This is a genomic window from Mycobacterium sp. (assembly GCF_044223235.1).
Classification (GTDB): domain Bacteria; phylum Actinomycetota; class Actinomycetes; order Mycobacteriales; family Mycobacteriaceae; genus Mycobacterium.
Genome location: NZ_JBGAME010000001.1, coordinates 610,437 through 633,466, shown reverse-complemented (window position 1 = coordinate 633,466; position 23,030 = coordinate 610,437). Strand labels below are relative to the sequence as shown.

25 protein-coding genes, 1 tRNA gene, 1 other RNA gene and 2 pseudogenes are annotated in these 23,030 nt (G+C 68.4%); 12 read left to right on the top strand and 17 right to left on the bottom strand.

Features of this window, described 5'->3' with window-relative positions:
* Positions 1-27: 27 nt before the first annotated feature.
* Positions 28-2,817 carry a pyruvate dehydrogenase (acetyl-transferring), homodimeric type gene (gene aceE, locus ADBZ6K_RS02850; protein ID WP_526344281.1) on the bottom strand — a complete coding sequence of 930 codons (2,790 nt, stop codon included), beginning with the start codon at positions 2,815-2,817 and terminating at the stop codon, positions 28-30.
* Positions 2,818-3,068: 251 nt separating this feature from the next.
* On the opposite strand from aceE, the gene ADBZ6K_RS02845 reads away from it, so the two are divergent.
* From ADBZ6K_RS02845 to ADBZ6K_RS02830, 4 genes are all read left to right on the top strand, one after another.
* Entirely contained in the window at positions 3,069-3,569 is a 501-nt protein-coding gene (locus tag ADBZ6K_RS02845) for an Rv2240c family protein (RefSeq protein ID WP_526344366.1), read from the top strand.
* Between the two features lie 160 nt (positions 3,570-3,729).
* On the top strand, positions 3,730-4,113 hold the full coding sequence (locus tag ADBZ6K_RS02840; RefSeq protein ID WP_526344280.1) for a DUF3052 family protein: 384 nt from the start codon (positions 3,730-3,732) through the stop codon (positions 4,111-4,113).
* 13 nt (positions 4,114-4,126) lie between these two features.
* On the top strand, positions 4,127-4,588 hold the full coding sequence (locus tag ADBZ6K_RS02835) for a peroxiredoxin (protein WP_526344279.1): 462 nt from the start codon (positions 4,127-4,129) through the stop codon (positions 4,586-4,588).
* Between the two features lie 44 nt (positions 4,589-4,632).
* A tRNA-Val gene (locus ADBZ6K_RS02830) sits at positions 4,633-4,707 on the top strand.
* 229 nt (positions 4,708-4,936) lie between these two features.
* Here ADBZ6K_RS02830 and ADBZ6K_RS02825 read toward each other — a convergent pair.
* The 4 genes and pseudogenes from ADBZ6K_RS02825 to ADBZ6K_RS02810 all read right to left on the bottom strand — a co-directional run bounded on the left by ADBZ6K_RS02825 (position 4,937) and on the right by ADBZ6K_RS02810 (position 7,043).
* Positions 4,937-5,296: a type II toxin-antitoxin system PemK/MazF family toxin gene (locus ADBZ6K_RS02825; protein WP_526344278.1), complete on the bottom strand. Its 360-nt coding sequence runs from the start codon at positions 5,294-5,296 to the stop codon at positions 4,937-4,939.
* A pseudogene (locus ADBZ6K_RS02820) lies at positions 5,293-5,547 on the bottom strand (type II toxin-antitoxin system antitoxin MazE5); the annotation flags it as partial. The pseudogene ADBZ6K_RS02820 and the gene ADBZ6K_RS02825, both read right to left, overlap by 4 nt.
* 732 nt (positions 5,548-6,279) lie before the next feature.
* A pseudogene (locus ADBZ6K_RS02815) lies at positions 6,280-6,771 on the bottom strand (GNAT family N-acetyltransferase); the annotation flags it as partial.
* Positions 6,768-7,043 (bottom strand): type II toxin-antitoxin system TacA family antitoxin, encoded by a 276-nt coding sequence (locus ADBZ6K_RS02810; protein WP_526344277.1) that lies wholly within the window; start codon positions 7,041-7,043, stop codon positions 6,768-6,770. The gene ADBZ6K_RS02810 and the pseudogene ADBZ6K_RS02815, both read right to left, overlap by 4 nt.
* A 329-nt stretch (positions 7,044-7,372) precedes the next feature.
* On the opposite strand from ADBZ6K_RS02810, the gene ADBZ6K_RS02805 reads away from it, so the two are divergent.
* Positions 7,373-8,479 (top strand): lipase family protein, encoded by a 1,107-nt coding sequence (locus ADBZ6K_RS02805; RefSeq protein WP_526344276.1) that lies wholly within the window; start codon positions 7,373-7,375, stop codon positions 8,477-8,479.
* Positions 8,480-8,555: 76 nt separating this feature from the next.
* Here ADBZ6K_RS02805 and ADBZ6K_RS02800 read toward each other — a convergent pair whose 3' ends face one another.
* From ADBZ6K_RS02800 to ADBZ6K_RS02790, 3 genes are read right to left on the bottom strand one after another with little or no spacing between them, the layout of a single operon-like run.
* A complete protein-coding gene (locus ADBZ6K_RS02800; protein ID WP_526344275.1) occupies positions 8,556-9,227 on the bottom strand; it encodes a cation efflux transmembrane domain-containing protein in 672 nt (223 codons plus the stop codon).
* Positions 9,224-9,580, bottom strand: a complete 357-nt coding sequence (locus tag ADBZ6K_RS02795; RefSeq protein WP_526344365.1) for an ArsR/SmtB family transcription factor — start codon at positions 9,578-9,580, stop codon at positions 9,224-9,226. The genes ADBZ6K_RS02800 and ADBZ6K_RS02795 overlap by 4 nt, the downstream gene beginning before the upstream one ends.
* Positions 9,581-9,607: 27 nt before the next feature.
* The gene (locus ADBZ6K_RS02790) at positions 9,608-10,009 is read right to left on the bottom strand and encodes a VOC family protein (RefSeq protein WP_526344274.1); all 402 of its coding nucleotides are present in this window, start codon (positions 10,007-10,009) and stop codon (positions 9,608-9,610) included.
* Positions 10,010-10,126: 117 nt separating this feature from the next.
* On the opposite strand from ADBZ6K_RS02790, the gene ADBZ6K_RS02785 reads away from it, so the two are divergent.
* The gene (locus ADBZ6K_RS02785) at positions 10,127-11,110 is read left to right on the top strand and encodes a cobalamin biosynthesis protein (protein ID WP_526344273.1); all 984 of its coding nucleotides are present in this window, start codon (positions 10,127-10,129) and stop codon (positions 11,108-11,110) included.
* Here ADBZ6K_RS02785 and ADBZ6K_RS02780 read toward each other — a convergent pair.
* From ADBZ6K_RS02780 to ADBZ6K_RS02770, 3 genes are read right to left on the bottom strand one after another with little or no spacing between them, the layout of a single operon-like run.
* Positions 11,064-11,924, bottom strand: coding sequence for an SURF1 family cytochrome oxidase biogenesis protein (locus tag ADBZ6K_RS02780; protein ID WP_526344364.1), 861 nt, complete (start codon positions 11,922-11,924; stop codon positions 11,064-11,066). The genes ADBZ6K_RS02785 and ADBZ6K_RS02780 overlap by 47 nt on opposite strands.
* Before the next feature lie 46 nt (positions 11,925-11,970).
* The gene (locus ADBZ6K_RS02775; RefSeq protein ID WP_526344272.1) at positions 11,971-12,468 is read right to left on the bottom strand and encodes a low molecular weight protein-tyrosine-phosphatase; all 498 of its coding nucleotides are present in this window, start codon (positions 12,466-12,468) and stop codon (positions 11,971-11,973) included.
* Complete coding sequence (locus ADBZ6K_RS02770) at positions 12,461-13,171, bottom strand: HAD-IA family hydrolase (RefSeq protein ID WP_526344271.1); 711 nt, start codon at positions 13,169-13,171, stop codon at positions 12,461-12,463. The genes ADBZ6K_RS02775 and ADBZ6K_RS02770 overlap by 8 nt, the downstream gene beginning before the upstream one ends.
* A 106-nt stretch (positions 13,172-13,277) precedes the next feature.
* Between ADBZ6K_RS02770 and ADBZ6K_RS02765 the strand changes: the two genes are divergently transcribed.
* Genes ADBZ6K_RS02765 through ADBZ6K_RS02755 form a run of 3 tightly spaced genes read left to right on the top strand, consistent with a single transcriptional unit; the run spans position 13,278 to position 16,247 of the window.
* Entirely contained in the window at positions 13,278-14,402 is a 1,125-nt protein-coding gene (locus ADBZ6K_RS02765) for a Nif3-like dinuclear metal center hexameric protein (protein WP_526344270.1), read from the top strand.
* On the top strand, positions 14,399-15,127 hold the full coding sequence (locus ADBZ6K_RS02760; RefSeq protein WP_526344269.1) for a zinc ribbon domain-containing protein: 729 nt from the start codon (positions 14,399-14,401) through the stop codon (positions 15,125-15,127). Before ADBZ6K_RS02765 ends, ADBZ6K_RS02760 begins: the two co-directional genes overlap by 4 nt.
* 19 nt (positions 15,128-15,146) lie before the next feature.
* A complete protein-coding gene (locus ADBZ6K_RS02755) occupies positions 15,147-16,247 on the top strand; it encodes a bifunctional RNase H/acid phosphatase (RefSeq protein ID WP_526344268.1) in 1,101 nt (366 codons plus the stop codon).
* A gap of 1 nt (position 16,248) precedes the next feature.
* Here ADBZ6K_RS02755 and relB read toward each other — a convergent pair whose 3' ends face one another.
* The gene (gene relB / locus ADBZ6K_RS02750; protein ID WP_526344267.1) at positions 16,249-16,821 is read right to left on the bottom strand and encodes a type II toxin-antitoxin system RelB family anti-toxin; all 573 of its coding nucleotides are present in this window, start codon (positions 16,819-16,821) and stop codon (positions 16,249-16,251) included.
* Positions 16,822-16,868: 47 nt separating this feature from the next.
* Between relB and ADBZ6K_RS02745 the strand changes: the two genes are divergently transcribed.
* A complete protein-coding gene (locus tag ADBZ6K_RS02745; RefSeq protein WP_526344266.1) occupies positions 16,869-17,492 on the top strand; it encodes a class I SAM-dependent methyltransferase in 624 nt (207 codons plus the stop codon).
* A 10-nt stretch (positions 17,493-17,502) separates the two neighbouring features.
* Here ADBZ6K_RS02745 and ADBZ6K_RS02740 read toward each other — a convergent pair whose 3' ends face one another.
* Together ADBZ6K_RS02740 and ADBZ6K_RS02735 are read right to left on the bottom strand one after the other, a co-directional pair.
* Entirely contained in the window at positions 17,503-18,219 is a 717-nt protein-coding gene (locus ADBZ6K_RS02740; RefSeq protein ID WP_526344265.1) for a 2OG-Fe(II) oxygenase, read from the bottom strand.
* Positions 18,219-18,728, bottom strand: a complete 510-nt coding sequence (locus ADBZ6K_RS02735; protein WP_526344264.1) for a methylated-DNA--[protein]-cysteine S-methyltransferase — start codon at positions 18,726-18,728, stop codon at positions 18,219-18,221. The genes ADBZ6K_RS02740 and ADBZ6K_RS02735 overlap by 1 nt, the downstream gene beginning before the upstream one ends.
* Before the next feature lie 105 nt (positions 18,729-18,833).
* Between ADBZ6K_RS02735 and ADBZ6K_RS02730 the strand changes: the two genes are divergently transcribed.
* On the top strand, positions 18,834-20,117 hold the full coding sequence (locus ADBZ6K_RS02730; protein ID WP_526344263.1) for an HNH endonuclease: 1,284 nt from the start codon (positions 18,834-18,836) through the stop codon (positions 20,115-20,117).
* Between the two features lie 10 nt (positions 20,118-20,127).
* Here ADBZ6K_RS02730 and ADBZ6K_RS02725 read toward each other — a convergent pair whose 3' ends face one another.
* Together ADBZ6K_RS02725 and ADBZ6K_RS02720 are read right to left on the bottom strand one after the other, a co-directional pair.
* Positions 20,128-20,565, bottom strand: coding sequence for a VOC family protein (locus ADBZ6K_RS02725; RefSeq protein WP_526344262.1), 438 nt, complete (start codon positions 20,563-20,565; stop codon positions 20,128-20,130).
* 11 nt (positions 20,566-20,576) lie between these two features.
* On the bottom strand, positions 20,577-21,029 hold the full coding sequence (locus ADBZ6K_RS02720) for a helix-turn-helix transcriptional regulator (protein ID WP_526344261.1): 453 nt from the start codon (positions 21,027-21,029) through the stop codon (positions 20,577-20,579).
* A 29-nt stretch (positions 21,030-21,058) separates the two neighbouring features.
* On the opposite strand from ADBZ6K_RS02720, the gene rnpB reads away from it, so the two are divergent.
* An RNA gene (gene rnpB / locus ADBZ6K_RS02715) (RNase P RNA component class A) lies at positions 21,059-21,452 on the top strand.
* A gap of 4 nt (positions 21,453-21,456) precedes the next feature.
* Here rnpB and ADBZ6K_RS02710 read toward each other — a convergent pair.
* Entirely contained in the window at positions 21,457-22,953 is a 1,497-nt protein-coding gene (locus tag ADBZ6K_RS02710; protein WP_526344260.1) for a CYTH and CHAD domain-containing protein, read from the bottom strand.
* Positions 22,954-23,030: the final 77 nt, after the last annotated feature.

Below are 23,030 nucleotides of genomic sequence, written 5' to 3'. Positions count from 1 at the left end.
TAAACGGTGCGGATGCTGCCGGGGGGCTCAGGCGCTGCCGGTGTCCTTATAGGAGACCTCGGCGGCGAACACGTCGTCGATCCGGTACTTGCGTGCGGCCTCGACCGCGACAGACTTGTCGATGTTGCCGTCGCGGGCCAGCCCCTCGAGCACCCCGACCACCACCGACTCGGCGTCGATGTTGAAGTAGCGCCGAGCTGCAGGCCGGGTGTCGGAGAACCCGAACCCGTCGGCGCCCAGGGTGACGTAGGTGCCCGGCACCCACGGCCGGATCAGTTCGGGCACCGCCCGCATCCAGTCCGACACCGCGACCACCGGCCCCTGCGCCTCGGCCAGGGCCTTGGTGACATACGGCGTGCCCGCGGGGCGCTCGGGATGGCGCAGCTGTTCCTTCTCGACCGCAACACCGTCGCGGTTGAGCTCACCCCAGCTGGTCACCGACCATACGTCGGCCGCGACGTCCCACTCCGCGGCCAACAGGTCGGCCGCGCGCAGCGCCTCCGGCATCGACACGCCCGAGGTGAGGATCTGGGCGACGTTGCCGCGGCTCTCGGGCGCTTTGCGGTAGCGGTAGATGCCGCGCAGCACACCCTCGACGTCGAGCCCTTCCGGTTCCGCGGGCTGCACGTAGGGCTCGTTGTAGATGGTGATGTAGTAGAAGACGTTCTCCGGGTTCTCCCCGTACATCCGCGCCAGACCGTCCTCGACGATGTAGGCGATCTCGTAGGCGAACGCCGGATCGTAGGCGACGACCGCCGGGTTGGTGGAGGCGAGCAGCAGCGAGTGCCCGTCGGCGTGCTGCAGGCCCTCACCGGTCAGCGTGGTGCGCCCGGCGGTGGCGCCCAGCACGAACCCGCGGGCCATCTGGTCGGCGGCGGCCCAGAACCCGTCGCCGGTGCGCTGGAACCCGAACATCGAATAGAAGATGTACAGCGGGATCATCGGCTCGTTGTGCGTCGAGTACGACGTGCCCACTGCGGTGAACGACGACGTCGACCCGGCCTCGTTGATGCCCTCGTGCAGGATCTGGCCGGTTTCGCTCTCCTTGTAGGCCAGCATCAGCTCGGCGTCGACGGCCGTGTAGAGCTGGCCGTTGCGGTTGTAGATCTTGAGGGTCGGGAACCACGAGTCCATGCCGAACGTCCGCGCTTCGTCGGGAATGATCGGCACGATGCGCTTGCCAATGTTCTTGTCGCGCAGCAGTTCCTTGAACGTGCGCACGGTCGCCATGGTGGTGGCGACCTCCTGGTTGCCCGATCCCTTCTTCAGCGCCTTGTAAGTATCGCGGCTCGGCAGGGTCAGTGCCTTGGTCTTCGTGCGTCGTTCGGGCAGGAATCCGCCGAGCGCGCGGCGGCGGTCCAGCATGTAGCTGATCTCCGGGGAGTCGGGGCCCGGGTGGTAGTACGGCGGCAGGTAGGGGTTGGCTTCCAGCTGCTCGTCGCTGACCGGGATCCGCTCGCGGTCGCGGAAGTCCTTGAGATCTTCGAGCGCAAGCTTCTTCATCTGGTGGGTGGCGTTGCGGCCCTCGAAATGCTTACCCAGCGTGTAGCCCTTGATGGTCTTGGCCAAGATCACCGTGGGCTGACCCTTGTGCTCGGTCGCGGCCCGGTACGCGGCGTAGACCTTGCGATAGTCGTGGCCGCCGCGCTTGAGGTTCCAGATCTCCTGGTCGGTCATCGGGTCGACGAGGGCCTTGGTGCGCGGGTCGCGTCCGAAGAAGTGTTCGCGCACGTACCCGCCGTCGTTGGCCTTGTAGGTCTGGTAGTCGCCGTCGGCGGTGCTGTTCATCAGGTTGACCAGTGCGCCGTCGCGGTCGGCGTGCAGCAGGGCGTCCCACTCGCGGCCCCACACCACCTTGATGACGTTCCAGCCGGCCCCACGGTAGAAGGACTCCAGTTCCTGGATGATCTTGCCGTTGCCGCGCACCGGACCGTCGAGGCGCTGCAGGTTGCAGTTGATGACGAAGGTCAGGTTGTCCAGCCCCTCCAGGGCCGCCACGTGCGCCAGGCCGCGGCTCTCGGGCTCGTCGCACTCTCCGTCGCCGAGGAACGCCCACACGTGTTGGTTGGAGGTGTCCTTGATGCCGCGGTCGTGCAGGTAGTGGTTGAACCGGGCCTGATAGATGGCGTTCATCGGGCCGAGGCCCATCGACACCGTCGGGAACTCCCAGAAGTCGGGCATCAGCCGCGGGTGCGGGTAGGACGGGATGCCGCCACCCGGATGGCTGTGCTCCTGGCGGAAGCCATCGAGCTGGTCGGCGGTCAGCCTGCCCTCGAGGAAGGCGCGTGCGTAGATGCCGGGGGAGGCGTGGCCCTGGATGAAGATCTGGTCGCCGCCGCCGGGATGGGACTTGCCGCGGAAGAAGTGGTTGAAGCCGACCTCGTACAGCGCCGCCGACGAGGCGTACGTCGAAATGTGGCCGCCCACACCGACTCCCGGGCGTTGCGCCCGGTGCACCATGATCGCGGCGTTCCACCGGATCCAGGCGCGGTAGCGCCGCTCGACGTCCTCATCACCGGGGAACCAGGGTTCGAGGTCGGTCGGGATCGTGTTGACGTAGTCGGTGGAGGTCAGCGACGGGATGGCGACGCGCTGCTCGCCCGCGCGTTCCAGCAGCCTCAGCATCAGGTAGCGAGCCCGTGCGGGGCCGGACCGGTCGAGCAGATCATCGAACGACTCGAGCCATTCGGTGGTCTCCTCGGGATCGATGTCGGGTAGATAGGACGCGACACCCTCCCGGATAACCCGAACGCGATCACCCTCGGATGTGGGGGTGGAGTTTTTGGCCAGGTCTTGGCGCACGAACTCGGTGGTCAACTTCCGCTCCTAGGTAGGCGGTGTCAGTGGCGGTGCGAACTCTTTGTGCTTGTGGCGTGTTTGTGCTTGTGGCGTGCTCTATCGTCTACCCATCGTGCCGCATCGGCGACGTCGGGTGTGGCGAGTGCAATGAACGGGCACGTACCAACATCAACCGGTAACGTCTGCAGACCGTGCTGACGGGTTCGCGGTGCTGGATACGGCGGCTGCGGATCGTCGCTGCGGTGGTCGGTGGGCTCGCCGCACTCGCGATGGTCATCGTCGGATGCACGTCCGTGACCAGCGGAACGGCGCAGATCGACAAGGGCGACGCCCCCGCGTACCGGACTTCGGTGTCGTCGTCGGTCGAGGCGTCGGCGTCGCGTTCCAGCGCGCGTGAGTCGCAGCGCCAGGAGTCGCTGACCACCGAGGCGATCCACACCGTGTGCGAGGACCTGAGCTCCTCGAGCGTCGACGCGATCGTCGCGGTCAACGCCTACGTCGGCGCCTTCAACGACGACGCCGCCGATGTGACGGCCAAGGCGGGGCCCGCCATCGACGCCCTCAACCGCAGTGCCGATCTGGTGGCTGCGGGTATCTCCGACACGCTGCCCGGTGAACTGCGGGATGGGCTTACCGCGTGGGTCGACGCGGCCCGCGCGGTGGCGGTCGCCGTTCGCGACGACTACGGCCCCGACGATTTCAACACCGCTATCAACCGGCTCAACGACTCGAGGGACACCGCTCTGAATCTGTGTGATGCCGCATATTGACAAACCTCGGATGCCAGCCGTTCGCAGCGAGACCGTGCGTGCGACGATTAGTTCTCTACAACGCGAGTGGGGTGAAGGAGGCCAGACGGTGGTCGCGGCGAGCGGCGGCGGGCAGGAGCGGAGTGACGGGGGGAAGGCAGCCCCGGGGTACGCCCAACGATTGGGCGTAACGAAGGATCAGGTCGTCCAGGAACTGGGCTGGGACGAGGACAGCGACGACGACATCCGGGCCGACATCGAGGAGGCGTGCGGCGCCGAGCTGCTCGACGAGGACGCCGACGAGGTCGTCGACGTCGTGTTGTTGTGGTGGCGAGACGACGACGGCGATCTGGTGGACCGGCTGATGGACGCGATCACCCCGCTGGCCGAGGACGGCGTGATCTGGGTGGTCACCCCCAAGACGGGTAAACCGGGGCACGTGCAACCGGCCGAGATCGCCGAATCGGCGCCCACGGCGGGCCTGATGCAGACCTCGTCGGCCAATCTCGGGAACTGGATCGCAAGCCGGCTGGTGCAGCCCAAGTCGCGGGCGGGGAAGCGATAGGTGCTGGTTCGCAGTGCTTGGTAACGGAGTCGAGGCTCCCGACTTCACGCTGAAGGACCAGAACGGCCGGCCGGTCAGCCTGGGCGCGATGCGCGACAAGAACGTGCTGCTTGTGTTTTTTCCGCTCGCGTTCACCGGCATCTGTCAGGGCGAGCTCAACGAGATCCGCGATCATCTGCCTCGATTTCAGAACGACGGCACCGCGACGCTGGCGATCTCGGTTGGGCCGCCGCCGACCCACAAGATCTGGGCCACCCAAAGCAATTTCACGTTTCCGGTGCTCTCGGACTTCTGGCCGCACGGTGCGGTCAGCCAGGCCTACGGGGTGTTCAACGAGCAGGCCGGCTACCCCAACCGGGGCACCTTCGTCGTGGACCGCTCCGGGATCATCCGGTTCGCCGAGTGCAAGCAGCCGGGGGAGGCGCGCGACCAGTCGGTGTGGGCCGATGCGCTCGCTGCGCTCACGGTGGCCTGACGGATTTCCGGTCGCCCGCCGCGGCCGTGTAGCCTCCCCGCACGGGGCGTGTAGCTCAGTGGTAGAGCTCTGGTTTTACACACCAGCGGTCGCAAGTTCGATCCTTGTCGCGCCCACCAGTGTTTGTTGCAGGTCGGGCCGTACTCTCGTCGGCGGCGAACGGACCCGCGTGTACTGCGAGTGCCAGTGGCCCAAGGGTGTCCCAGCGAGCCCGCGTATGCGTCCCACCGTAATACCCTGGCCTCCGGTTGGCGGCGCGGTGGAAAGTAGGGCGTCCGGTACGGACGATGTGTTCGAGCAACACGGGGTCGAATCCCGTCAGCTCCACCAGGCAAGACGCCCTAAGTTTCAAGGTCGAAAGCTAGCCGCGGCTTCGCCGTTATTGGGGCAGTCCACCGCAACTGCCAGAGCCGAGCAGATGTCGTGCATCCGTGTCTCTGCGAGTCTGCCAAGTCGACTCACCAACACCCCGACTGAGACGCTTTCGACTGAGTCACAATTCACTGCGGATCGGCGCGGAATCGGGTCGGAATCGGGTTCGAGAACAACTTCGCTGGCCAACCCGCGGATGGTCGTTGTGCAGGGTGCGACGAGTGCCCGCTTTAGCCGGGGAATGGCAGCATCGCGTGAGAGCACAACAACTGGACGCCTGCCGATTTCGACCATTTCGCACCACCACACCTCGCCTCGTGCGGGAAGTGTGCTCACGAGTCCGCAGCTGCGCGCCGCCACGACGCGAGGTCGCCCCATGCGTCGGGCTCATCAATGGGATGTTCGTCGTAGGCGGCGTAACTTGCATCCACCTCGGCTGATCGGTGGCGATCCAGTAGTGCGCGGAGAGCCTCGTCGATGAGTGCGGCATCGGTGGCTCCGGTCTGCAGGTTGCGAGCGCTATTCAGCAACTCAGCGTCGACAGTAGTGCTGAGTCGTATGCGATTCATGCCACAAGTATGCCACGTTGACCCTGGTGATCATGGACAATCTGCCGAGTGCGAACTCAGGCGACGGATGCGGTCCACCGTTCGAGGGTTCGACAGTTGTCCCCTTAGGTTGTCCCCTTCGGTCCACGGATTGGGGCCTGTAGTTCAGTGGCGGAACTCGACTGATCGGAAGATGAAGACGGTCGACCTCGACCGTCCTTCATCCATTTCTGGCGTGTCGCCGTGGTCGCGTCACCGGACAGCGACGCACCGACCGCGCACTGCGACAGCACCACCATGGTCTCGCTCACCGAGGAGTTCACTCGCGTTGAACGCGAATGGCGGGACGGGGCGAACCGCTAGCGCGGTTCACGGCCGTTCCTCCGCTGCCGTAGCGATCTCCTGGGCCTCTTCGCGGCCTTCCTCGTCTTGATACTCGTGAGCAGCGAGATAGGCAGCTCGGATCTCGTCGTCGGTGTCCTCGCAGTCGGCGTCGACTAGTAGACCACTCCCGTCACGTAGCGTCACCTTCCGCAGCGCCTTGTCCGTAAACCCGGTGGTTTCGCGAGCGGCGACGAGCACCGCATCGGCGCCATCCGGGAAGAGTTTGCGCAACTCGTCGGCATGCGTGAGCGCAATGACTGACATCAAGCGGCGAAACTGCTCGTCGGTCAGCGATTCGAGGTGCTCACGATCTGCACCGGCCTTGACCATTTTTTCCATCAGCTCCCGACGGTGAGAGTCGTCCGCGTCATCTGGCCGCAGGGCGGGAACGCTCGCCTGGGCGTCCTTGATCAGCAGCATCATGTGCAGCGGGTCGGTGGGCGACGGTTCGAACTGGTAGCGGGTGTAGAAGCGGCGCGCTTCATCGTGGAGTGCATGCACGAGGATCGCGCGGACGCCAACGTCTCGGGAGACCTGCACGGCGCGGGCGATGGCGTCGCGCAGCAGGTTCTCGCCCAGCCCGAGGCCCTGGTGTTTGTGGTCAACAGCGAGGCGCGACAGCAAGATCACCGGTATCGGGTCGGGCATGTTGCGGCGGAACTTGCGGGCGGTGTCGGCATGCGAAACCGCCCCCGTCGCGAGGGCGTAGTAGCCGACGATGCGGCCGTCGTAGGTGGTGACGAAGCAGCGGGAGGCGCCCCCGACGTGATTGGCCAGCGCGCGTTTGTGGAGGTAGTTGTCGAGGCTGGGTTCTCCGCTGTCGAACTCGGCGACGTCATCGGCGTCGCTGATCGGTCGGGGGGTGCTGTAGCCGGTCACCCGTCCTTCTCGAAGATCGACGGTTTGGCGAACATCTTCGCCAGAGCTTCCTTGGACTGGGCGGGCCGGTCGAGCAGGGCGTTGAACTCCTTCCAGGCGGCGGCGTCGATGACGAAGTGCCGGCGGTCGGCGAGTACATCGTGGGCGTGCGCGAGGGCGGCGCGCACGGCGAAGGCGGTGAGATCGAGACCTTCGACCTCGGCGGCATGGCGGATCAGCGCGTCCTGCTCGGGGGTCAGGCGCACGGCGAAACGCTCGGATTTTGTAGCCATGACACCATTGTGTGCCTGATAGGCGTACACGGCAACGTGCCAGTTTTGTGGGGCCGCAGCACAGCTTGGACTAGTTTTCACTGGTCAACGGTGCCGACCCTGTGACCTGCAGCTTCTTAATGCCCGGGGTGCTCGGTTCCCGCGCCACCATGTTCGCACCCGTGATCGATCACTTCTCCGTTCTGTACGACGCTTCCGACACAGGTGAACTGGGGTGCGTGGTATGAGGTTGCGGGTGCGCGGGGTCGCGGAGCAATCGCGGACCACATGGTGCACACCCGTAACGACGCAGCCCTGCCGGTGGCAGCGGCTCGACACAGGAGACACCCATGCTGATCGAGAAGTCGATTGCACCCCCGTTGGACATCCTGCGGCCGGCCAGGAGGTCCGCATCGGCGGCCTTCCCTGTGTACCCCGATCTGGCGGAGAGGCTCTCCGCGGCCGGGCCGCAGCCCGACCCGACGGTGGCCCATGCCCTCGCCGTGGCAGCCGGCTATGCCTACTCGGACGCGGACACCGTGGCGATGATGTTCGCGCGGATGGGCCTGATCGACAATCACTGCCTTCAGGTGACGATGTCGGTCGACGCGATGTTCATCCGGTCCACCGCCTACGTGATCCAGAGTCGCGACGGCAGCGTGGTGATCGTGGCCTACCGCGGCACCGAACCGTCGAACGTGATCAACTGGCTCACCGACACCGACGTCCGTCCGGACCGGATTGCTTTCCCGTTTCCGAAGACGCAGCCAGCCGCCCCGTCCGATGACACACATGACACGTATCCCGTCCATGCCGGGTTCTACCGCAACGTTCGGGCCACCCGATTCGTGGTGATCGCGGCACTGCAGCGGGCGCTGGAGGGACGTTCCGTGCTCGACGACGACGACGATCGGCCGATGGAGCGCATGCAGAATCCGATGACGACGCTCTACCTCACCGGTCACAGCCTCGGCGGGGCGATGGCTGCGCTGATGGCCGTGATGCTGTCCGTGGAGGAGGACTACACCGGGCTGTTCGAGCCGGTCTTCAAGGGCGCGTACACCTTCGGGGCCCCGATGGTGGGCTCGCCGGACTTCGCCAAGGCCTGCGACGCGCACGAGTTCCTCAACGGGAATGTGGTCCGCTACGTCTACCGCAAGGACATCGTGCCGCATCTGCCGCCAAGCGACTCAGACGATTTCGCGCACTTCGGACGCGAGTACCGATACGACCACCGTTGGAAGGACACCTCCGACCACCCGATCACCCAGTTGGCCGACCTCTTCGGACTCATCGAGGTCCCGTTGGGTTTCGTGGCGAGCAAGTTCCGGTTGCTGCGCGGTCTGCCGTTCCGGTTTTCGCTGAACGACCACGGTCCGCAGCATTACATCGCGGCCCTGACCCCGGCCGGAACGGCCAACGAGTTCGGCGACGCGCATCTGATACCGGCGAAGTAGTCGCCGCCGGAGCTGTCACCCGCTTCAAAGTGGTTGCAGCGCAATTTGTTCATGGGTGTTTGGCGCACCACGTCGACTACGTGTTTTCGCTGCAGTCGCACGTCGCGCCGGGACGTCCCGCTTCGGCGGTGACCGGCGCGCAACACGCGTCACCGCGCCACGCGTCGACGCCCTCTTTGACCGCGACGCCGGCGATCACCAGCGCGGCGAGCGGGTCGGCCCACCACCAGCCCAGCAGGCTGTTGAGCAGCAGGCCGCCGAGCAACACCGCCGACAGATAGGTGCACAACAGCGTCTGCTTCGAATCGGCCACCGCCGACAGCGAACCCAGCTCCCGTCCGGCCCGGTGCTGCGCGCAGGACAGCACCGGCATGATGACCAGGCTCGCTGCCGCCAGCGCGATCCCGATCGTCGAATGCTCGGCCCGCCCGGCGCCCAGCAACGAGCGCCCGGCGTCGAGCGCCACATAGGCGGCCAGCGCGAAGAACGAGAAGGCGATGATGCGCAGCGCCACCTTCTCCCGCGCCTGCGGATCGGGTGCGGCGAACTGCCATGCGACCGCGGCCGCCGACGACACCTCGATCACCGAGTCCAGCCCGAACCCGATGAGGGCCGTCGACGAAACCCGGGCCCCCTCCGAGATCGCCACGACGGCTTCGACGATGTTGTAGGTGATCGTCGCGGCGACGAACAGCCGGATGCGGCGGGCGAGCAGCGCCCGGCGGTCAACAGCCCCGGTCCCGGTCATTGGCACCCGCACGGCTGACCGTCCGGCCCGACGCAGGTGCAGTCGGGGTCGACGGCGAGCACCAGACCCATCAGATCGGTCAGCGCATGACCGATCCGCGCGTCGGCGAGTTCATAGCGCGTGCGACGACCCTCGGGCACCGCCACGACGAGGCCGCAGCCCCGCAGGCAGGCCAGGTGGTTCGACAGGATCTGCCGTGACACGCCGATGCGCTCCGCCAGTTCGGCGGGGTAGCTCGGCGCCCGGTTGAGGTTGAGCAGGATCCGGGTGCGGGTGGCGTCAGAAAGGGCGTGGCCGAACCGCGCCAGTGCGTCGGTGTGCGTGAGTGTCGTCGGCACCCAGCGATAGTACAGCTAGATCTGTATTCAGAAATACCTGTACTACGCGGGCGGGGGCGCGAAGAACTCCAGCGCGATCCCGTCGGGGTCGCGGAAGCTCAGCCCCGAACCGTAGGGGGCGTCCACGATAGACCCGTGGGCGATGCCGAGTTCATCGAGCCGGGCGGCCCATTGTTCGAGCTCGCCGCGGTCGGCGCAGCCGAAACTCACGTGGTCCAGCCCGACCCGGAACTCGGTGAACCGCTCATCCGGCGCCCTCTGATCGTGCTCGTGGATGCCGAACAGGGTGTCACCGGGCAGCAGCCACACCACGTGGCGGAACCCCGCATCGGTGTGTTCGTCGAGCACCGGGTCGGCGCCGAGCAGCTCCTGATACCAGGGTGCGCTGACGCCGAGATCACGCACGGTGACGGCGACATGGTTGAGTCCCGGGAAGGGCGACATTGGTTTTCCCCGCTCTGTCGATGGGCATACACGAATCCACACGTACGCGGGCACCGATGGGTTCGATTCCGTCGCGCCGTTTCGTTCGAGTGGACCACTTCGTGAGACGCTCGCGGGGTGCGTGGCCGCAGAATCCCCGCCCGCGGTGCGGGAATCGCCGTCGGCTACCTCGTCGACCTGTTGCTGGCTGATCCGCGGCGTGCGCATCCCGTCGCGCAGTTCGGCCAGGCGGCCGCTGAACTGGAGCGGTTCACCTACGCCGACACCCGGCGAGCGGGATTGCTGCACACCGCCTCGCTGCTCGGCGCGCTCGGAGCCGCGGGCCTGACGGTGGAACGGGTGGCCGCGCGCCGGGGCAATGCGGCGACGGTGATCGCGACGGCGGCCGTGACCTACGTGACGCTGGGCGGGACATCGCTGACCCGGATCGGCGCCCAGATGTCGGGGCTGCTCGTCGCGGACGGCATCGACGCCGCCCGAGGCCTGCTGCCCTCGCTGTGCGGCCGCGACCCGGCTGCGCTGGACAGCGCGGGTCTGACCCGTGCGGCGCTGGAATCGGTGGCGGAGAACACCTCCGACGCCCAGGTGGCTCCACTGCTGTGGACCGCGGCCTTCGGCGTGCCGGGAGCGCTGGTGTACCGCGGCGCCAACACACTCGACGCGATGATCGGACACCGCTCCCGGCGCTACGTCCGTTTCGGCTGGGCGGCAGCGCGATTCGACGACGTGGCCAATTTCCTGCCGTCCCGGGTGACCGCGCTGCTCGCCGCCGCGTGCGCACCCCTGGTCGGCGGGTCGCCGCGCGCGGCGCTGCGGGCGTGGCGCCGCGACGCCGCGCGCCATCCCAGCCCCAACGCTGGCGTGGTGGAGGCGGCGTTCGCCGGGGCGCTGGGCGTCCGGCTCGGCGGACCCACCCAGTACGCCCATCAGCTCGAGATGCGCCCGACGCTGGGCGACGGACGCATACCCGAAACCGCCGACCTCACCGCCTCCGTCAGGCTCTCACGCGCGACGCAGGCGCTGGCGGCCGTGCTGGCCGTGGCGGCCGCGTCGGTCAGCGCCGCCTCCCGTAGCGGTCGGCAAGCTTCTCCTCGACGGTGAGCGGCGGTGCCGGGGTGGCGGGCGACGCTTCAGCGGCCTTGGCGTCGGCCGCGTCTGCCGCGGCCTTTTCCCGCCGGCGCTGCCGCAGCTCGGAGTAGACGAAATAGCCGACGCCGAGCGGCGCGAGGATGCCGAACGCGATCCATTGGATGCCGTAGGACAGGAACGGCCCGGCGTCCAGGTGCGGTAATCCGATGACCCCGAGGCCGCCCGGCTGATCGTCGCTCAACTGCAGGTAGGAACCGGCCAGCGGAACCCCGGTGAGGGCACTGATCTGCGCGACGTTGATCGAGTAGACCTGCTGCGTCCCGGCTTCCACGAACGGCTCCTTGCCCGACATGACCCCCTCGGAGTCACGCATCCGGGCCGAGATCGTCACGGTGCCCGTCGGCGGCGGCGGGATCGGCGGCACCTGCGAACCCTGCACCGGCCGCACGTAGCCGCGATTGACCAACACGACCGGACCGCCGACCGGACTCTCGACCGCGAAGGGCACCAGCACCTCGAATGCCGGTTCGCCCTCCACGACTCGAAGCCGCGCCAGCACCTGCGCGTCGGGCAGATAGCGGCCGGTGGCCGTTACCCGCTGCCACTGTTTGTCCGGCGCCGACGAATCCTGGTGCGGGAGGAAATCCGTCACCGGCACCGGGTCGGCGGTCATCGAGTGCGAAATCTGGGCGTTCTCGCGGGAAGTCTTGGTGTTCTTGCCCAGCTGCCAGGGCGCCAGCACGGTGAAGCACAGGTAGGCGAACGCGGCGACCACCACGAACAGCGCCAGCCAGGACGGCCGCAACAGGAACATACAGCGCGGCAACCGGTTTCGCTTCTTCACTGTGTTCGTCGGCGGGTTCATCGGCGGGCTAACTCGCGACGCCCCGCTCGGCGAGCTGCTCGTCTACCCAGTCGTGCAGGCCGGGCAGCGCGGCCTCGATCACCGCGAACACGTCGTCGAAGTCGCCTTGACTGCCGTAGTACGGGTCGTCGACGTCTGGCGGGTGGCTGCCGGATCGCGGGTCGAACGACCGCAGCATCCGCAGCCGGTCGGCCGGCACCCCCATATCCCGCAGGATCCGGGCGTGGTCGCGGCCCAGCGCCACCACCATGTCGGCGGACAAGTGATCGTCATCCATCTGCGCCGCCCGGTGCGCGGTCGGATAGCCGTGCTCCCGCAGCACGTGACTGGCCCGCCGGTCGGCCGCGTCCCCGACATGCCAGCCGCCGGTGCCCGCACTGGTCACCCGGACCACGTCGGCCAGGCCGCGCTCGTCGATCTGATGGGCGAACATCTTCTCGGCCATCGGTGATCGGCAGATGTTGCCCGAACAAATGAATGTGACGTGCAGGCCGGGGCTAGACACCGAGCACCCCACGAAGGTCCCCGATCGTCGACACGTGCGCCAGCGCGGCAGTGCTCTCACTACCGACTGCGCTATCGAAGTCAGTGCCCCCGTAGCCCCACGCCACCACCACCGTGCCGATGCCGTGCTCGGCGGCGCCCTCCACGTCGTGCATCCGGTCGCCGATCATCAGCACCCGCTCCGGCAGCGGCCCCAGCTGCGCCAGTGCATGCGCGACCACATCGGCCTTGGTGGCGCGTGTCCCGTCCACGCTGGCACCCGCGATGACCTCGAAGTGGCCGTCCAGCCCGAAGTGCTCGAGGATCCGGCGTGCGGTCGGCTCGGCCTTCGACGTCGCGACCGCCAGCCGGACCCCGGCCGCCTGCAGGTCCGCGAGCAGCTCCGGGATGCCGTCGAACAGGCTGTTCATCGACCAGCCTCTGGTGGTGTAGTCCGCGCGGTAGGCGGCGATGGCGGCGTCGGCGCTGTCACCGAGACCCATGGTCTGCAGCGTGTGGTGCATGGGCGGCCCGACGACGCGGCCGGCCAGGTCGCCGTCGGGAATCGGCGCGCCGATCTCGGCCAGTGCGTGGCGGAAGCTCGACACGATTCCGTGCGCGGAGTCGGTCAGGGTGCCATCGAGGTCGAAGAGGACCAGCTGCGGGCGTGTGCTCCTCGCGTGCGCCGGGGTTTCTGTGCTCCTCGCGTGCGCCGTATGTGTCACGTCCCCATTGTCCCTGACGATCGTGGTCGTCCCGGTGCCTGGCCCGTGGCCCGGCCCACTACTGTCGTGATGTGGTAAGTCGACTCCCTCGGTGCGGGGTGGTGCGATGAGCGTCCGGTTGGCCGACGTCATCAGCGTGCTGGACGCGGCCTACCCGCCTGGCCTGGCCGAGGACTGGGACTCGGTGGGCCTGGTGTGCGGTGATCCCGGGGAGACGGTCGAGTCGGTGACGGTGGCCGTCGACGCCACCGCCGCCGTGATCGCCGAGGTGCCCGAGCGGGGACTTCTGCTGGCCCACCACCCCCTGCTACTGCGCGGAGTCGACAGCGTCGCCGCCCACACCGCCAAGGGCGCGCTCATCCACCAGCTCATCCGCACCGGGCGCGCGTTGTTCACCGCACACACCAATGCCGACGCGGCGTCGCCGGGAGTCTCCGACGCGCTAGCCGAGGCCATTGGCCTAGCCGTCGACGGGGTGCTCGCGCCCCGCCCAGGCCGGCCGGATCTGGATAAGTGGGTGGTCTTCGTGCCGCGCGAGCACGCCGCCGCGGTGCGGGGGGCCATCTTCACCGCCGGGGGCGGCCAGATCGGCGACTATTCGCAGTGCAGCTGGAGCGTGCAAGGCACCGGCCAGTTCCTGCCGCATGACGGAGCGACGCCCGCGATCGGCTCGGTGGGAACCGTCGAACTCGTGACGGAGGACAGGGTCGAGGTGATCGCCCCGGCCCGGCTGCGCGGGCGCATCCTGGCCGCCATGCGGGCGGCCCACCCGTACGAGGAACCGGCCTTCGACGTGCTCGCGCTGGCCCCCGTCCCGTCGGCGGTCGGATTCGGCCGGATCGGCGTGCTGCCCGCGCCGGAGTCGCTGCCCGCGTTCGTGTCCCGGGTGCGCGATGCGCTGCCCGCGACGTCCTGGGGGGTGCGCGCCGCGGGGGAGTCCGACGCCATCGTCACCCGGGTGGCAGTCTGCGGGGGAGCGGGGGACTCATTCCTGGACGCGGTGGCGGCCTCCGACGTCCAGGCCTACGTCACCGCCGACCTGCGCCACCATCCGGCCGACGAGCACCGCAGGGCATCCGGGGTGGCGCTGGTGGACGTTGCGCACTGGGCAAGCGAGTTCCCGTGGTGCGGTCAGGCGGCGCGGCTGCTGCGTGATCACTTCGGTGATGCCCTGCCCGTGCGGGTGTGCCCGATTCGCACCGATCCATGGAACGTCGAGAGAGGGTCATGAAAGCTGAAGTCGTGCAACAACGTTCGCTGCTGGAACTGGCTGGGGTGGACGCCGAACTGAGCCGGATCGCGCACCGTGGCAAGAACCTGCCCGAACAGCAGCGCCTCGAGCAGGCCCAGGCGGCGCACCGCGAGGCCAACGACCGTCTGGCCGTCCTGCAGATCGCGCTGGACGATCTGGACGGCCAGGTGGCCAAGTTCGAATCCGAGATCGACGCGGTGCGCCAGCGCGAGGACCGGGACCGCTCGCTGATCGACGCCGGAACGGTCGGTGCCAAACAGATCACCGAACTTCAGCACGAACTGGAGACCTTGCAGCGCAGACAGGCCAGCCTGGAGGACTCCCTGCTCGAGGTGATGGAGCGCCGGGAGGAACTGCAGGGCCAGCAGGACGCCGAACTCAGCCGTATCGACGAAGTGCAAAACGACCTCAGCGCCGCCGAACGATCGCGCGAGGAAGCCTTGCACACCCTCGATCAATCCCGGCACCAGAACCTTTCCCGCCGTGACGAACTGGTGTCGACCCTGGACGCAGAACTGGTCGCGCTCTACGAACGGCAGCGGGAGCGTGGCGGCGCAGGTGCGGGCGTATTGCAGGGCCGCCGGTGCGGGGCCTGCCGCATCGAGATCGACAAGGGGGAACTGGCTAGGATCGCGGCCGCCGCGGAGGACGAGGTGCTGCGCTGCCCGGAGTGTGGCGCAATCCTGTTGCGGGTCAAGGTCTGAGCGTGCAGATGAAGGTCGAGTGAAAGTCCTCGTCGAGGCCGACGGCGGATCGCGCGGCAACCCCGGCCCGGCGGGGTACGGGTCGGTGGTGTGGTCGCCGGACCGTCAGACGATTCTGGCCGAAAGTAAACAGGCCATCGGGGTGGCGACGAACAATGTCGCCGAATATCGCGGGCTCATCGCAGGACTCGAGGAAGCGGCCCGGCTGGGCGCGTCGGACGTCGCGGTGTCGATGGACTCCAAGTTGGTGGTGGAGCAGATGTCGGGCCGGTGGCGGGTCAAGCATCCCGACCTGATCGAGTTGAACCGCCAAGCCACCGCGCTGGCACGGGTATTCGACCGGATCGACTTCACCTGGATCCCGCGCGCCGAGAACGCCCACGCCGACCGGCTGGCCAACGAGGCCATGGATGCGGCGGCGCACATCGCTGACATCGCCGACACGCTCGCCGAACCCGCGGCCCGGATCCCGGACCCGACGCCTTCGCCCGGATGGACCGGGGCAACCGGGGAGCCCACCCGACTGCTGCTGCTGCGACACGGTCAGACCGAATTGTCCGCGCAGCGGCGCTATTCGGGCCGGGGCAACCCGGCTCTGACCGAGGTGGGCCGGGGTCAGGCCGACGCCGCGGCGCGATATCTCGCGGAGCGGGGCGGCATCGCGGCCGTGGTGACGTCCCCGCTGCAGCGCGCCTACGACACGGCGGCCGCCGCTGCGAAGGCGCTCGGGCTGGACGTCACCGTCGACGACGACCTGGTCGAGACGGATTTCGGTGCGTGGGAGGGGCTGACCTTCGCGGAAGCCGCACAGCGCGATCCCGACCTGCACCGGCGCTGGCTGCGCGATACCAGCGTGCCGCCGCCCGGCGGGGAGAGCTTCGACGCGGTGGCGCACCGGGTGCGCAGGGCACGCAACCGCCTCATCGCCGAGTACGGTGCGGCGACCGTGCTGGTGGTGTCGCATGTGACCCCGATCAAGACGATGTTGCGCATGGCGCTGGATGCCGGGGAGGGCATTCTCTACCGGCTGCACCTGGATCTCGCCTCGCTGAGCATCGCCGAGTTCTACCCGGACGGCGGTTCCTCGGTACGGTTGGTGAACCAGACCGCCCACCTGTAGGTCAGGTATGCAGGTGCAGCCTCTCTCCGTGCGCACCCAGGATCAGGATCGCCTCGACGGGACCGTCGACCGTCCCGAACCAGTGCGGCGTCCATGTGCTGAACTCGACGGCCTCACCGGGCTCGATGGTGAAATCCCGCTCGCCGAGGATGAGCCGTAGGCGCCCGGAGAGCACGTATACCCAGTCCTGCCCTTCGTGCACGGGAAGATCCGGCGGCGGCGAGCGACGGCGCGCGCTGATGCGGACCTTGAATGCGTGCAGGCCGCCCGCCGGTCCATGGCGGGTCAGCGGCCAGAACGTGACGCCGTTGCGGGTGTGCGGCTCGCCGCGCACGCGCGGGTCGGCGGCCTCGGGTGCGCGCAGCAGTTCGTCGGTGCTGACCGACAGCGCGGTGGCCAGCCGCGGCAGATGATCCAGTGCGAGCCTGCGCTTTCCCGACTCCAGCCTGCTCAGCGTCGATACGTCGATACCCGCTCGTCCGGCGACGTCGTCCAGCGTCATCCCGCGCTGCAGCCTCAGCTCGCGCAGCCGGCGTCGCACCCGGTTGTCCACGTCGTCCTGGTTTGCCTGCATGGCAAACCAGCTTGGCAGCTTGCCGTAGTGGTGGGCAAGCTGGGGTCATGTCGATGACCGAGGCGCAACAACATTGGGAAGAGCGCTACGGCGCGCAGGATCGGATCTGGAGTGGCCGGGTGAACACCCGGTTGGCCGAGCTGGCGGCGCAGCTGCCGCCTGGCCGGGCACTGGATCTGGGTTGCGGGGAGGGTGCCGACGCGGTGTGGCTGGCCGAACGCGGCTGGGCGGTGGTGGCCGTGGACATCTCCCGGACCGCGCTGAACCGGGCGGCCGAAGCGGCACGGGAGCGTGACGTGCTGCGGCGCATCGACTTTCAGCACCACGATCTGTCGGACAGCTTTCCCGCGGGCACCTACGACCTGGTGTCGGCGCAGTTCCTGCATTCGCTGGTCCGGTTGGAGCGCGAGCAGATCCTGCGTAACGCCGCCGCGGCCGTCGCCCCGGCCGGGCGGCTGCTGATCGTCGACCACGGGGGCGCGCCGCCGTGGGCCGATCGGGAGATCCACGACCACTACTTCCCGGCCGCCGAAGAGGTTGTCGCGCAGCTGGATTTGGCCGAGGCCGACTGGGAACGGGACCGGATGGAGTCGGTGGAACGGCAGGCGGTCGGGCCCGACGGCCAGACCGCGACGCTGGCCGACAACGTCATGGTGTTGCGGCGCCGCTAGGGGCCGCCAATCACGCCGCGTCGTGGAACACCAGGCCCAGCGTGTAGCGGTGGCCGGAGCGGATCGTCGAAACACCGTGGCGCACCGGTGCGGCTGACCAGCCCCGGGCCGAGCGCACCGGGCGGTCCCGCGTCGTGAACAGGAAGCCGTGACCCATCTGCAGAGTTGTGGCACTGCCCCTGGACTGTGCGCGTGGGCGCTGTTCGACCATCAGGAATTCACCGCCGGTGTGGTCGACGCCGGGCTCGCTCAGCCCGATCACGACTTGTAGCGGAAACACCAAGTCGCCGTACAGATCCCGGTGCAGGGCGTTCCAATCGCCGGGGCCGTAGCGCAGCAGGATCGCCGTCGATCTGGTCTGTCCAGCGTCGTGACACATCGCCAGCCACTCGTCGAGGGTGTCTGGCCAGGGCGCCGGGCGGCCGAGTTTGGCCCACCAGTCCCGGGCGATGGGCAGCAACCGCGGATACAGCGCGCGCTTGAGCTCGTCGATCGGCTCGGGATAAGGCCGGGCGAAGTAGCGGTACTCGCCCTCGCCGAAGCGGTGCCTGCGCATGTCGATGGTCGAACGGAACCGGCCCTCGTCGGCGTAGAGATCCCGGATCGCCCTCGCCTGCTCCGCGGTGAGCAGCCGGGGCAGCGGCGCGCCGCCGAACTCATCGACCTCGGCGGTGATGGCGTTCCAGTCGCCCCCGTCGACCCGCGTCCGCCAGGTTTCCGTCGCCATCAGAACAGTGTCGCGGCCCGGGATTCGGGCGACGCCTCGAGGTCGAGCAGGAACCGCTTGCGGGCGAATCCGCCCGCATAGCCGGTCAACCTGTCGTTCTTACCGAGCACGCGGTGACACGGAACGACGATGCTCAACGGATTGCGCCCGACGGCCTGCCCGACGTCGCGCGGTGTCGATCCGTCGCCCAGGGCGGTGGCGAGGTCCCCGTACGTCACGGTGTCCCCGTAGCCGATCTCACCGAGCAGCGACCACACCCGCAGTTGGCTCGCGTCTCCGTGCGGCGCGGTCGGCAGGTCGAAGGCGCGCACCTCGCCCGCGAGGTAGGCGGTCAGCTGAGTCCGTGCGTGCGCCAGGAGCTCGTCGTCGGGGTGCGCATGCCTGCCGAAGGTCTCGGCCCGCGGGCGGCGCCAATGGTGGCGGAAATACAGACCGGTCAGGGCGCCGTCCTCGGCCACCACCGTGAGTGGGCCCAGCGCGCTGTCGATCACCGCGTGTCGTGTCGCCATGTCCTCTCCCTCGTCATATCACTCGTCGTCCTTCGTCACCTTGTAGACGGTCGCGGCGGGCGGTTTGTGAGAGCCGTGTCAGTGGGTGGAGCTATATTCGAACGTATGTTCGATACCATGCTCAGCGTGGATCCCGAGGCTGACGAGTCGGCGCTGGTGGCGCGCATCGCCGAGCTCGAGGCGCTCAAGTCGGCCGCGGCGGCCGGACAGGCGCGGTGTGCGGTCGCGTTGGAGTCCGCCCGGCGGGCGTCCGAGGCCGCCGCGGGGGTGCCAGCGGCGCGCCGGTGCCGGGGGTTGGCCGGTGAGGTGGCGCTGGCACGGCGTGACGCGCCTGCGCGCGGGGGTCGTCATCTGGGGTTGGCCAAGGCGCTGGTCTACGAGATGCCGCACACCCTGGCCGCGCTGGAGGGTGGGGTGCTCTCGGAGTGGCGGGCAACGTTGATCGTGCGGGAGAGCGCGTGTTTGACCGTGGAGGATCGGCGCCGGCTCGATGAGGAGTTGTGTGCTGATCCCGGGGGGTTGGAGGGTAAGGGGGATGGGGGGATCGCCGCGGCGGCCAAGGCGATCGCCTATCGGCTGGATCCGCAGGCGGTGGTGGATCGTGCCGCGCATGCGGTGAGCGAGCGGACGGTGACGATCCGGCCCGCACCGGACACCATGACCTACGTCACCGCGCTACTGCCCGTCACGCAGGGCGTCTCGGTCTACGCGGCGCTCAAACGTCAGGCCGACACCACCTCCGATGGACGCTCGCGCGGCCAGATCATGGCCGACACCCTTGTACACCGGGTCACCGGCCGACCCGCCGACGTCCCCGAACCCATCGCCGTAAACCTGGTTCTGTCCGACGACGCCCTGCTCGGGGATGGCTCGGATGCCGCGACGATCACCGGCTACGGGCCGATCCCCGCGGCGGTGGCGCGCGGGCTCGTCGCGTCCGCGGTGGGTGACCAGCGATCGCGGGCCACCCTGCGCCGACTGTACGCACATCCCGCATCGCGGGCGTTGGTTGCGATGGAATCCCGGTCGCGGTGTTTCCCGCGCGGGCTGGCCGACTTCATCTCGCTGCGCGACGGTGGCACCTGCCGCACGCCTTACTGCGACGCTCCCATCCGGCACATCGACCACGCCCAACCCTTCGTCGACGGTGGCCCGACCGCGGCGCACAACGGCGATGGGTCTTGCGAGCTGTGCAACTACCTCAAGCAGGCTCCCGGCTGGCGCGTCACTACCGTCACCGATGAAACAGGTTGTCACACCGCTGAATTCACCACGCCCACCGGGGCCCGCTACCGCTCCACTGCGCCGCCGTTACCCGGACCGCTGATCGTGGACATCAGCGCACTCGAAACGCGCATCGGGATCGCGATCGCCGGGCACGCCGCCTAGCCGAGGTTCCCTAGCCTCCGGTGAAGGCGCTGAGGTCGGCCAGTTGGGTGAGCCGGATGCTGTTGCCGGACGGATCGCGGAAACCCGAGTCGATGCCGTACGGCTGCTCGAAGGGCGGTTCGCTGAATTCGACACCGCGCGCCGAGAGTTCCCGGTAGCTGGCGTGGCAGTCCTCGGTGGTCAGGAACACCGTTCCGGCGAACCCCTTCGCGACGACGTCGAGCACCTGGTTCTGGGTGGCGTCATCCATGACGGGCGGGCCAGGAACGGCCATCAGCACGATGGACACGTCGTCCTGGCCGGGCGGCCCGACCGTGAGCCAGCGGAACCCGCCCAGCTCGGGGATCGAAATATCCTGTCGCACTTCCATTCCCACCTTCTCGGTCCAGAATTTCAGCGCGGCGTCCTGGTCGTGGACCCACAGTTGTGCACTTGCGATCTTTATCATGGTGCACGACGCTACGGTCGAGTGGCGGGCGGTGTCTTCTCCCCGTGTGCTGTCTTGACCCGGCTGTCGGCGGGCGGGCGGGTATCGCGCCGCACGATGCAGCTGGGCACCCGCGCGTAGACAGCGGCGGGCGGCAGGCTCGCCCGGTAGGCCGCGGGCGGCTTGCCGTAGGCCCGGGCGAAACTGGACGTGAACGACCCGACACTGGTCAGTCCGACCATCGAGCAGATGTCTGCCACCGAGCGGTCGGTCTGGCGCAGCAGCGCCGCGGCCCGTTCGAGCCGGCGGGACTGCAGGTAGGCATGCGGGGACTCACCGAACGTGCGGGTGAACATCCGCGAGAAGTGTGCCCGCGACAGCCCAGCCGCGGCGGCGAGGTCGTCGACGGTGATCGGGTCGGCGTAGCGCGCGTCGACCAGATCCTTCGCCCGCAACAAATATCGCGCCGGTGGCACCCGAGGCATGCGATTCAGAGTACGGTGATCTGCGCGGACGAGTTGGCCGGGCGGCCGCGGATCGATGCCTGCCGGCAGCGATCGGAGGAAAGTCCGGACTTCATAGAGCAGGGTGATTGCTAACAGCAATCCGAGGTGACTCGCGGGAAAGTGCCACAGAAAACAGACCGCCAGGAATGGTAAGGGTGAAACGGTGCGGTAAGAGCGCACCAGCATCCCGGGTGACCGGGATGGCTAGGCAAACCCCACCCGGAGCAAGGCCAAGAAGGCCGCACGTTGTGCGGCCGCGCAGGCGCCCGAGGGCTGCTCGCCCGAGCCTGCGGGTAGGCCGCTCGAGGCACCCGGTGACGGTGTGTCCAGATGGATGGTCGCCACCTCGTCGCCAGACATGGCGGCGAGGGACAGAATCCGGCTTACAGGCCAGCTCGTCCGCCCCCTATCGTGCCTTGCGCATGGCCTTCGTCAGCTCCCTGAGCGCGTCGTCGACCTGCGCGCGTGAGCGCTGAGCCAGGTCGTCCTCCTGCTGGTAGAGCACCCCGTAGGTAAAGGTGTCTTCGCCCGCGGCGTGCGCCGACTCGGCTTCGTGGACCAGATGCGTCCGGCTGACCACGCTGTCCTGGTGATCACCGAGCAGCGTCTGGATCGTCTTGGCGCGCTCCGCCACCTTGGACGCACCCGTCGCTGCGGCGGTGTAGCGGAGGCGTTTCGCGCCCTTGCGGATGCGGTGCAGCGCCTCGTCCTTGTCGGTCTCCACGGCGTCGCTGGCCTTCTTGGCGGCCTTGCGCACGCGCTTGTACGCCGAATCGATCGTCAACTGGGCCTGCTCCTCACCGTGGGCAGCGGCGGGCGGCTGCGCCGTGGCGAGGGTCTCCAGTGCGTCGAGCAACCGGAAATAGCGCTGCGAACGCATCGCCAGCAGAGAACGCCGCCACCCCGTCGTGTAGCGGTGTTTGGCCCCTTCGACCAGCCGTTCGCGGATCGGGCCCCGCACCAGATCCTTCGGCAACTCGTCGAGCGCCTTCTCGTATCGTTCGGCGAGCACCTCGGCGTCGCGGGCCACGCCGAGCACCGCGGCCAACTGACGCAACTCGTCGAGGATCCACTCGTCGGTGATGCCGAAGGCGCCCTCCGAGGCCTGCAGCAGGCTGCGGATCTTGCGGGTGGTCACCCGCATCTGGTGCACGGAGTCGTAGGTATCGGTGCGCACCGCACGGTCCCACTCCACCAACTCGCCGACCTGCTCGGCGACCGCGCGGTGCACGGGATCGGCTGGCGGCTCGGCGGGCGTCGGCGGCGCTCCGGTGGCGGCGTCGAGTACGCGGGCCAGCTTCGAGCCGTGCCCGGCGGGCGCGGCGCCGGCGTCGAGCAGCCGGTTGGTGAGCCGGTCCAGCGTCTCGCGCGGCGCCCCCTCGGCGAGTTCGAGTTCCCATTCCCGCCACCGCTGTACCTCGGCCTCGTGCCCGGAAGCCGATGCCGTCACGTCGTCGTCGCAGAACTCGGCCAGCGGCGCACCGTCGTGGCCGTAGAGCAGGTCGACGGTGCGCCGGGTGCTGATCCGGGCGACCGGCTCGAGGGGATGGTCGCGCACGATCGCGAGCACGATGTCGCGCAACGCGTCGGGCACCGCGTCGGCACCGTCCGGGTCGCCGAGCGGTTCGCGCACCTCTGTGCGGGAGTCCGGGCCCGCGGGCAGCTTCAGGTGCCAGCCCTCGTCCGGGCCGCCGGTACGGCGGCGAAGAGTCATCCGGTGCGCGGCCAGTTCGCGCGCCGGTGTGTCGTAGTAGACGGCGTCGAGCTGCTGTGTCAGGGACCGCTCCACCCTGGCGACGGTCGTGAGGCCGGCGAACGACGGGGAGACGGTGTCCGCGACGACATCGAACTTGCGTTCGACCTCCAGATACCGCGATTTTGCCTGGTTGGCGGATTTCGCCATGGTTTAGGAAGTGTCCCTTCGATGGCAGCCACGATGGTGAAGAAGCGGTGCACACACTGCCACACCAAGGTTAACAA